General features: G+C 72.4%; 9 protein-coding genes and 1 tRNA gene. 4 read left to right on the top strand and 6 right to left on the bottom strand.

Translation table 11 applies throughout. From position 1 onward, the window contains the following. From FNX44_RS19715 to FNX44_RS19725, 3 genes are all read right to left on the bottom strand, one after another. Nucleotides 1-654: deoxyribodipyrimidine photo-lyase (locus tag FNX44_RS19715; protein ID WP_143649721.1), on the bottom strand; the 654-nt coding region annotated here is incomplete at its 3' end. Nucleotides 655-814: 160 nt separating this feature from the next. Next, a complete protein-coding gene (locus FNX44_RS19720; RefSeq protein WP_143649723.1) occupies nt 815-1,651 on the bottom strand; it encodes an aldo/keto reductase in 837 nt (278 codons plus the stop codon). Nucleotides 1,652-1,743: 92 nt separating this feature from the next. Then, nucleotides 1,744-3,633, bottom strand: coding sequence for an AMP-dependent synthetase/ligase (locus tag FNX44_RS19725; protein ID WP_143649725.1), 1,890 nt, complete (start codon nt 3,631-3,633; stop codon nt 1,744-1,746). Nucleotides 3,634-3,809: 176 nt separating this feature from the next. On the opposite strand from FNX44_RS19725, the gene FNX44_RS19730 reads away from it, so the two are divergent. Beyond that, nucleotides 3,810-4,775: a bile acid:sodium symporter family protein gene (locus tag FNX44_RS19730; protein WP_143649727.1), complete on the top strand. Its 966-nt coding sequence runs from the start codon at nt 3,810-3,812 to the stop codon at nt 4,773-4,775. 15 nt (nt 4,776-4,790) lie between these two features. Here FNX44_RS19730 and fdhD read toward each other — a convergent pair whose 3' ends face one another. Beyond that, on the bottom strand, nt 4,791-5,651 hold the full coding sequence (gene fdhD, locus FNX44_RS19735) for a formate dehydrogenase accessory sulfurtransferase FdhD (RefSeq protein ID WP_143649729.1): 861 nt from the start codon (nt 5,649-5,651) through the stop codon (nt 4,791-4,793). Between the two features lie 174 nt (nt 5,652-5,825). Between fdhD and FNX44_RS19740 the strand changes: the two genes are divergently transcribed. From FNX44_RS19740 to FNX44_RS19750, 3 genes are all read left to right on the top strand, one after another. Then, a complete protein-coding gene (locus tag FNX44_RS19740; RefSeq protein ID WP_153507498.1) occupies nt 5,826-6,326 on the top strand; it encodes a phosphatase domain-containing protein in 501 nt (166 codons plus the stop codon). A 107-nt stretch (nt 6,327-6,433) separates the two neighbouring features. Then, nucleotides 6,434-6,518 (top strand) — tRNA-Leu (locus FNX44_RS19745). 177 nt (nt 6,519-6,695) lie between these two features. Next, nucleotides 6,696-7,145: an alkaline phosphatase PhoX gene (locus FNX44_RS19750; RefSeq protein WP_323369513.1), complete on the top strand. Its 450-nt coding sequence runs from the start codon at nt 6,696-6,698 to the stop codon at nt 7,143-7,145. A 51-nt stretch (nt 7,146-7,196) separates the two neighbouring features. Here the strand turns inward: FNX44_RS19750 and FNX44_RS19755 are convergent, their stop codons facing one another. Both FNX44_RS19755 and FNX44_RS19760 read right to left on the bottom strand, forming a co-directional pair. Continuing rightward, nucleotides 7,197-7,808, bottom strand: coding sequence for an LppU/SCO3897 family protein (locus FNX44_RS19755; protein WP_143649733.1), 612 nt, complete (start codon nt 7,806-7,808; stop codon nt 7,197-7,199). 188 nt (nt 7,809-7,996) lie between these two features. Continuing rightward, nucleotides 7,997-8,374: an SH3 domain-containing protein gene (locus tag FNX44_RS19760; protein WP_173019230.1), complete on the bottom strand. Its 378-nt coding sequence runs from the start codon at nt 8,372-8,374 to the stop codon at nt 7,997-7,999. Between the last annotated feature and the right edge of the window lie 275 nt (nt 8,375-8,649).

Here is an 8,649-nt window from a genome sequence, read left to right on the forward strand (position 1 = left end):
CTCCCCGCCCGGCGCCAGCCCCGGCGAGCGCCCCGCCACCTGCGGCGACGGCAGCGGCGCCGAGCCGACGTCCGGCACCGGCACCGAACGCGGCGCACCCAGCACGGCCCTGGGCGCCGTCGCCGACCAGCGCCGGAAGTAGGGCGTGAAGACGGCGAAGTGGTCCTTCCCCGAAGGGGTCACCGCCCCGGGCTCCAGCACCGTGCACACCGCGTCGTGGACCCGCAGCCGCCGGCCCGCCGACTCCAGCGCCCTGCGCAGCCGCTCCTCCCGCTCCGCGGCGAACCGGCTCACCCCCGCCGCCATGTGCACGTCGTCCGCCCCCGCCTCGGCGGCCACTGCCAGCACCTCCGGCACCAGCGGCCCCTCACGGAACACCAGCCGACCGCCGCGCTCCCGAAGCGCCGCGTCCAGGTCCGCCAGCGCGTCGGCGAGGAAGGCCAGCCGGTTCGGCGCGGCGAAACCCGCCGCGTCCACCGCCGGATCACGGACGAACAGCGGCACTACCCGGTCGGCCTCTGCCAGCGCCGAGCGCAGCGGCGGGTGATCGTGCACCCGCAGGTCGGCGGTGTACAGCACCACCGCCACCCGCTCCTCGCGCGCCGCGCCGCGCGGACCTCCTCGCCGGTTGCCCCCCGGTGGGCGGTGGTTCATCCTTACCTCCGTCGACGACCGCGCCGGCACCCGTCCGCCGGCTCACCGGTGGTTCGTGTCCGGCGGCACGCGCGGATGCCGCGCACCTCGAACGTGCCTCAGATGGGGTGTCACAGCCGGGAGGCGCGGCCGTGACACCCCATCCGGGACAGGAAGGCGGTCAGCCCCGCCAGTCCATCTCGTCCGGGTCGGGGCCGAGCCGGGTGCCGCTGTCCAGGCCCGCGACGGCCGCCATGTCGTCCTCGTCCAGCTCGAAGTCGAAGACGTCGATGTTCTCCCGGATGCGGGACGGCGTCACCGACTTGGGGATGACGACGTTGCCCAGCTGGAGGTGCCAGCGCAGGATGACCTGCGCCGGGGTGCGGCCGTACCGCTCGGCGATCCGGCCGATCACCGGGTCGGCCAGGACGTCCTTCCCCTGGCCCAGCGGCGACCACGCCTCGGTGGTGATCGAGTGCTCCGAGTGGTACGCGCGCAGCTCACCCTGCTGGAGCGCGGGGTGCAGCTCGACCTGGTTGAGCGCGGGCACCACGGACGTCTCCTCGGCGAGCCGCCGCAGATGCGCCGGCTTGAAGTTCGACACGCCGATCGCCCGGACGCGGCCGTCGGCGTACAGCTTCTCCAGCGCACGCCAGGTGTCGACGTAGGTGTCGAACATCGGCATCGGCCAGTGGATGAGGTAGAGGTCCACGTAGTCCAGGGCGAGCCGATCCAGCGAGGCGTCGAACGCGCGGAGGGTGGAGTTGTGGCCCTGCTCGCTGTTCCACACCTTCGTGGTGACGAACAGCTCCTCGCGCGGCAGCCCGGAGGCGGCCAGCGCCTTGCCCGTCCCGACCTCGTTCTCGTAGACGGCGGCGGTGTCGATACTGCGGTAGCCGGCTTCCAGCGCACGGCTCACCGCCTCGGCGGCCTCGTTGTCCGGAACCTGCCATACGCCGAAGCCCAGCTGCGGCATGACAACACCGTTGTTCAGGGTGATCGTGGGGGCTTCACTCACAGAAGATCGGATCCTTCGACTCTCGCGAACTGTGCTCGTGTTCTCGGAGAGGTGGAACGATCAACCCGCCGCCGGCATTCCCGCACGGGGCCTCAGCGGCGGTAGAGCGTGTCGATCTCCTGCTGGTACACCTTCTCGATCGACCTGCGCCGCAGCTTCAGCGACGGCGTGAGCAGGCCGTCCTCCACGGTGAACTGGCGGCCCAGTATCCGGAACGTGCGGATCGACTCCGCCTGCGAGACCTGCGTGTTGGCCGCTATCACCGCACGCCGGATCTCGTGCTCCAGATCGGCGTCGTGCACCAGCTGGGAGGCGGGCACCGCAGGCTTCCGGCGCATCGCCAGCCAGTGGCTCACCGCCTCCGGATCCAGGGTGACCAGAGCCGACACGAACGGCCGGTCGTTGCCGATGACCACACACTGCGCGACCAAGGGGTGCGTGCGGACCCGGCCCTCCAGCACCGCCGGGTTGACCGTCTTCCCGCTGGAGGTGACCAGCACGTCCTTCTTGCGGCCGGTGATCGTCAGATAGCCGTACTCGTCCAGCGCCCCCAGGTCGCCGGTGGCGAACCAGCCCTCCCGCAGACAACGGGCGGTCGCCGCCGGATCGCTGAGGTAGCCCTGGAACACCTGGCCGCCGCGCACCCACACCTCGCCGTCCTCACCGAGCGCCACCGTCGTGCCCGGGATCGGCATCCCGACCGTGCCGAACCGGGGCCGCTCGGGCGGATTGCCGGTCAGCGTGGCGGTCGTCTCGGTAAGCCCCCACCCCTCGAAGACCCGCACCCCGGCGCCGTCGAAGAACAACCCCAGCCGGCGGTCCATCGAACTGCCGCCGGACACCGCGTACCGCAGCCGCCCGCCGAGCGCCTGACGCAGCCGCGAGTACACCAGACGGTCCATCAGCTGGTGCCGCACCCGCAGCGCCGCGCTCGGCCCCGGGCCCTCCCCGAACGCCTTCCGCTCCACCGCCTCCGCGTACCGCTCGGCCACCTCCTCGGCCTGCTCGAACACCGCCAGCCGCCCCTCGGACTCCGCCCGCCGCCGCGCCGCCGAGTGGATCCGCTCGAACAGGTACGGCACCGCCAGCAGGAACGTCGGCCGGAACTCCCGCAGCGCGGGCAGCAGCGCGCTCGGCGTCATCTCCGGCTGGTGCCCCAGCTTCACCCCCGCCCGCACCGCCGCCACCTGCACCATCCGCCCGTAGACGTGGGCGAGCGGCAGCACCAGCAGCGTCGTCGGCTCGGTCTTCAGGCCCGAGCTGAAGACCGACTCGTACCGCTTCACGATGTTGTCGCACTCGGCCATCAGATTGGCGTGCGTGAGCACACAGCCCTTGGGCCGCCCCTCACTGCCGGAGGTGTAGACGACCGTGGCCACGGTGTCCGGGGTGAGCGCCATCCGGTGCCGCTCGACGACGTCGGTGTCGATGCGCCGGCCCGCCTCGGTCAGCTGCTCACGCGCACCGGCGTCGAGCTGCCACAGCCGTCTGAGCAGCGGCAGCCGGTCCACGACGGCACCGATCGTCATCGCGTGGTCCTCGTGCTCCACGATCGCCGCCGACACCGCCGCGTCCGTGAACATCCACAGCACCTGCTCGGACGACGACGTCGGGTACACCGGCACCGACTGCGCGCCGATCGTCCACAGCGCGTAGTCGAACAGCGTCCACTCGTAGCGCGTGCGCGACATGACGGCCACCCGGTCGCCGAACCGCACCCCCTCGGCGAGCAGCCCCTTGGCCAGAGCCAGCACCTCGTCGCGGAACTCCTCGGCGGTCACGTCCCGCCAACGCCCTTCGGGCTCCCGCGCGCCCGGTGACGCCGTGCTCCGCCGTCCGTCGCCGCGGTCGTCGCCGCCGTCGGGTTCCCGGTAGGCGATCACCGCCTGTCCGGGGCGGGAGCGCGCGCGTTCGAAGACGGAGTCCGCGAGACCGCCGGAACGAGCCGGGGGCACCGCGGGCGGAACAGTGATCTCGCGCAATGCCGCTCTCCTCAGGCGCTGTGCCTCCGCCGGTCGGGAGGTGCTCCCGAGCGCACACACAGCGTGGTGACGGTACCGAATCGCGGCCCGCGCCGGAAGGGAACCGGCGCGCGGGCACGTTCACGCGCCGTGGGGTGCGCACGGGGGGAGCGCGGGGTGCGTGGTTCAGTGGGCTCATGCACCGCCTGGCCCGCGTCCTCGACCCCTTCCTTCTCCTGCTCGGCGCGACCGTGGCGCTCGCCGCCCTCCTCCCGGCCCGGGGCGCGGCGGCGGACGTCGTCGGCGACGCGGCGAAGGCAGCCGTCGCCCTGCTCTTCTTCCTCTACGGCGCCCGGCTCTCCACCCGGGAGACGCTGGACGGACTGCGGCACTGGCGACTTCACCTCACCGTGCTGGCCTGCACCTTCCTCCTCTTCCCCCTGCTCGGACTGGCCGCGCGCGGCCTGGTCCCGCACGTGCTGACCGAGGAACTGTGGACGGGGCTGATGTTCCTGTGCGTGGTGCCCTCCACCATCCAGTCCTCCATCGCCTTCACCTCGCTCGCCCGCGGCAACGTGCCCGCGGCGATCTGCGCCGGCACCTACTCCAGCCTGCTGGGCATCGTGCTCACCCCGCTGCTCGCGGCGCTGTTCGTCGGCGGCGCGGTCGGCGGACTCTCCACCGACGGCCTGACGGCCATCGCCCTCCAACTACTGGCGCCCTTCCTCGCCGGGCAGCTGCTACGGCGCTGGATCGGCGGCTTTGTCACCCGACACCGGACCGCACTGTCCCGCGTGGACCGCGTCGCCATCCTGCTGGTCGTCTACACCGCGTTCAGCCAGGGCATGGTCGAGGGCGTCTGGCAGCAGGTGTCGCCGTGGCGGCTCGCCGGCCTCCTCGGCACCGAGGCCGTCCTGCTCGCCGTCATGCTGACGCTGACCGCCTGGGGCGGCCGAGGACTGGGCTTCGACCGCGCCGACCGCACCGCGATCCTCTTCGCCGGCTCCAAGAAGTCGCTCGCCGCCGGACTGCCGATGGCCGCCGTACTGTTCGGCGCGCAGGCCTCGCTGGCCGTCCTGCCGCTGATGCTCTTCCACCAGATGCAGCTGATGGTCTGCGCGGTGATCGCCCGCAGACTCGCCCGCCGCGCCGACCCCTCCTGAGGGCCGTGAGGGTGGTCAGCCCGCGTCGTCCTCCGCCACCGCGATCCGCTCCTCGCCCGCGTACACGTTCATCGACGCACCGCGCAGGAAGCCCACCAGCGTCAGCCCCGACTCCTCCGCCAGGTCCACCGCCAGCGCGGACGGCGCCGAGACCGCCGCCAGCACCGGCACCCCGGCCATCACCGCCTTCTGCGCCAGCTCGAACGACGCGCGCCCCGACACCATCAACACCGTCTCCGCCAGCGGCAGCCGCCCCTCGCGCAGCGCGCGGCCGACGAGCTTGTCCACCGCGTTGTGCCGGCCCACGTCCTCCCGCACGTCGATCAGCTCGCCGTCCGGGGTGAACAGCGCGGCGGCGTGCAGCCCGCCCGTCCGGTCGAAGACCCGTTGCCGCTCGCGCAGCAGCTCCGGCAACCGGGCCAGCGTCGCCGTACTCACCCTCGGCCCGTCCGCCGCCCGGCCCGGCGCCCAACGGGCGGTCGTCCGCACCGCGTCCAGCGACGCCTTCCCGCACAGACCGCAGGAGGACGTCGTGTACACGTTCCGCTCCAGCGTCAGCTCCGGGACCGCGACCCCGTCGGCCAGCCGTACGTCCACCGTGTTGTAGGTGTTGTACGACCCGCCGTCGTCCTCCGTCACCGAGCCCGCGCAGTACGTCACCTGCCGCAGCTCCTCGGGGTGCGCCAGCACACCCTCGCTGACCAGGAAGCCGACCGCCAGCGCGAAGTCGTCACCCGGGGTGCGCATCGTCACCGCGAGCGGCCTGCCGTTGAGCCGGATCTCCATCGGTTCCTCGGCCACCAGAGTGTCCGGCCGCCGGCTGACCCTGCCGTCCCGGATCCGCAGGACACCACGCCGCTCGGTGACCCGTCCCATCGGCGCTCACTCCCGGTTCCGCCACCGCCTCGCGACGCACCGCCCCGCGAGGTCGCCGCCCCCGCCGCGCCTCGCGCGCGGCGGCCACCGGCCGCGACCGGCCCATTCTCCGTCATCCGCGCCGCCCTCCCCACCGCCGGGCGCCAGACCCGGCGTCGGCATAGGCTCGGCCCCATGGCCCGCCCAGCGAAGACGACCACCTTGCCGCCGATCGCGGTGTTCGACCTCGACGGCACCCTCAGCGACACCCGCCACCGCCTCCACCACGTCGCCTCCACCCCGCGCGACTGGAACGCCTTCTTCCGCGAGGCGCGCCACGACCCGCCCCTGACCGCCGGCATCGACCTGGCCAGGGAGTGGTCCACCCGCTGCGAGCTGGGCTACGTCACCGGCCGCCCCGAACGCTGCCGCCGGGACACCGAACGCTGGCTCGCCGAGCAGGGCCTCCCGGTCGGCGAGCTGTGGATGCGGCGGGAACGCGACTTCCGCCCCGCCCGCGTCGCCAAGGTCGAACTGCTGCGCTCACTGGCGCGCGAGCGCACCATCGAGATCGTCGTGGACGACGACGTCCAGGTCTGCGACGCCTACCGGGAGGCCGGCTTCGAGGTGCTGCGCGCCGACTGGATGGAGACCGCCCCGCTGCTCCGCCAGGTCCAGGAGCGCGGTCGCACCTGAACCCGGCGTTCCGGGCGGGGAGCCCCCGGTCAACCGGGGTGAGAAGCACTCCCGGGTCTTGGTATTGTTGTCCTCGTCGCCGCGGCCGAGCCGCGGAGGACGCACCGGTCCGGGTGGCGGAATGGCAGACGCGCTAGCTTGAGGTGCTAGTGCCCTTTATCGGGCGTGGGGGTTCAAGTCCCCCCTCGGACACTTGCAAAACCCCAGCTCAGCTGGGGTTTTTCTGTTTCCTGCCCCCGCCGTGACCAGCGGCGTGACCAACGCGCGAACAAGGGCAGCCATCCTGCGCGCGGGCGGCTGGGACGCTGCCGCGTCATGGCGTGCGTTCGAAGCCGTGACGCGCGTCCTGAGAGCCCGGCTGGTGACCCGGTGAGCGGCTGGTGGGCCTACTTGGAGGAACGGACCTGCCGCGAGGTCGACGCCGACGTGCTGCGCGACCGCCGGCTGTCGGCGGTCAGGTCCGTCTGGGAGGCGCTGCGCCCGCTGGGGGTTCACGTGTCACCCGGGGCCAGCGTCCTCAACATGCCCGATAACAGGTGTGTCAGCCCCCGTGGCGGGCTGGTGCTCTGTGAGGACGGCAGCGGCACCGAGTACGTCCACGGCTTCACGACGCGCGGCGAGGTCTTCCCGTTCGCCGCCAACGACGCCGACCTGACGGGCGGCACCGCGGGGAAGAACGTGGCCGTGGGCGACTACCGGGGCTCGGAATGGGCGGGCTCGTGCTTCGAGCCGCAGGAAGACGACTGGGTCTTCGTCAACATCCAGTCCCCCGGTATCACTTTCGCGATCACCGGTCCCTGGGTCGACGGCGGGCTCTGAATTCGACTTCGCCTCACCTCCCCGCCCAGGGCGGGGAGGTGAGGCGCGCCGTCAGAGCTTGGTGAAGCAGAGGGTGTAGTTGGAGCCGCGGCGCTTCCTGACCTGGATGCCGTAGTCGTAGGACGGGCCGCACTCCTGGCCGCTGCCGTCCAGCTTCTCGCCGCGCCGGTACTCGGCCTCGGGGGAGTCGCAGTCGACTGTCTCCGGGCGGGGGCTGCCCTGCGGGTCGTGGATCTTGACGCAGTCGCCCTCACGGGGGTTGTTCTTCCGGTCCTCGACCTCGGCCTTGGAGGGGCCGCCGTCGGCCGGGGTGCGGTTGTAGTCGTAGACCCACCAGCCGACGCCGCCGATGAGCACGGCGGCGAGGCCGAACACGATGAGCTTGTGCAAGGGGCCCGGCTGCGGCCGCTGTTGGGGCCCGCCCGGTGACGGAGGGGGCGGCGGCTGGTGCGGCTGAGGCTGGCCGTGGGGCGGCTGGTGTCCGTACCCGGGCGGCGGCTGCTGCCCGTACGGCTGCTGCGGATGTCCGTACGCGGGCTGCTGCCCGTGCCCGTACTGCTGGCCGGGGTAGGGCTGTTGGCCGTAAGGCGGCTGCTGTGGCTGGCCGTACGGCGGCTGGAAGCCCTGGGGCGGCTGGTTGTGGTACGGAGGTGGCGTGGACATGCCAGAATCCCGACGGTTGGGTGCGCGGACGACGATCACCGCGCCTCGCGCGGCGGGCCGGCTCGAGGCCGACCGGCTCAGGTTACCGCCGTGCGGCCCCGTGCGATTCCGGGCCCCCTGAGGGGCCGACCGCGCCGGTGTCCCTCCATGGAGGGACACCGGCGCGGTCTACGCGTGACCCGTGCGGATCAGCGGCAGAACGGCACGTGGTTGAGGTTCTTCACCCAACGGGCCGTGACCCAGCCGCTGTGCTTGTCGAGCTTGTACCAGTACGGGTTGCCGTGGACGGCGGCGCGCTTGACCTTGCAGCGCAGCTTGATCTTGGCTCCGTGCGGGTAGGCACCGAGCTTACGGGCCTTGACCGAGGGGTAGGCGCGGATGTTGACGCCGGACTTGGCGACGACCTTGCCCCACGCGGCATGACGGGCGTGGTCCATCATGGGCGCCTCGGCCGCGCCGCCCTTGGCGTCCAGCGGCTCGGCGGCCACGGCGGGGGCGACACCGAGCAGGCTCGTGGCCAGCGCGCCCGCCGCCAGGCCGGCGGCGATCTTCCGGTTCAGCTGCATCGCTGTATGTCTCCTAGATGAGGGTGGGAGAAAACGACGTTCCGGGAGGAGTCGCGCCGAGACGACGCAAGACCGTGCCCGTTGCGTCGACGATGCGTGCTGACGGAGTGTCAGGCGCGACGCCATTCCGGGCGTTCACTCGATATGGGCACACCCGTCGCATATGGCGGGGCGCACGCCCCCGGCGCGTTGGTGACGGACCGTCGGGCTGTCCTCGCCACACGCGACATGAACCCGGCGCGGCGACGAGGGGGCGCGAGCGGGGGGGCTCAGGG

It is taken from the genome of Streptomyces alkaliterrae, from assembly GCF_007097205.2.
GTDB classification, from domain to species: domain Bacteria; phylum Actinomycetota; class Actinomycetes; order Streptomycetales; family Streptomycetaceae; genus Streptomyces; species Streptomyces alkaliterrae.

Bases quoted from the DNA above. Each gene is read 5' to 3' on its own strand.
- FNX44_RS19740 (WP_153507498.1), top strand. From the start codon at position 5,826: ATGGCCCGCCCAGCGAAGACGACCACCTTGCCGCCGATCGCGGTGTTC.
- fdhD (WP_143649729.1), bottom strand. From the start codon at position 5,651: ATGGGACGGGTCACCGAGCGGCGTGGTGTCCTGCGGATCCGGGACGGC.
- FNX44_RS19760 (WP_173019230.1), bottom strand. From the start codon at position 8,374: ATGCAGCTGAACCGGAAGATCGCCGCCGGCCTGGCGGCGGGCGCGCTG.
- FNX44_RS19730 (WP_143649727.1), top strand. From the start codon at position 3,810: ATGCACCGCCTGGCCCGCGTCCTCGACCCCTTCCTTCTCCTGCTCGGC.
- FNX44_RS19755 (WP_143649733.1), bottom strand. From the start codon at position 7,808: ATGTCCACGCCACCTCCGTACCACAACCAGCCGCCCCAGGGCTTCCAG.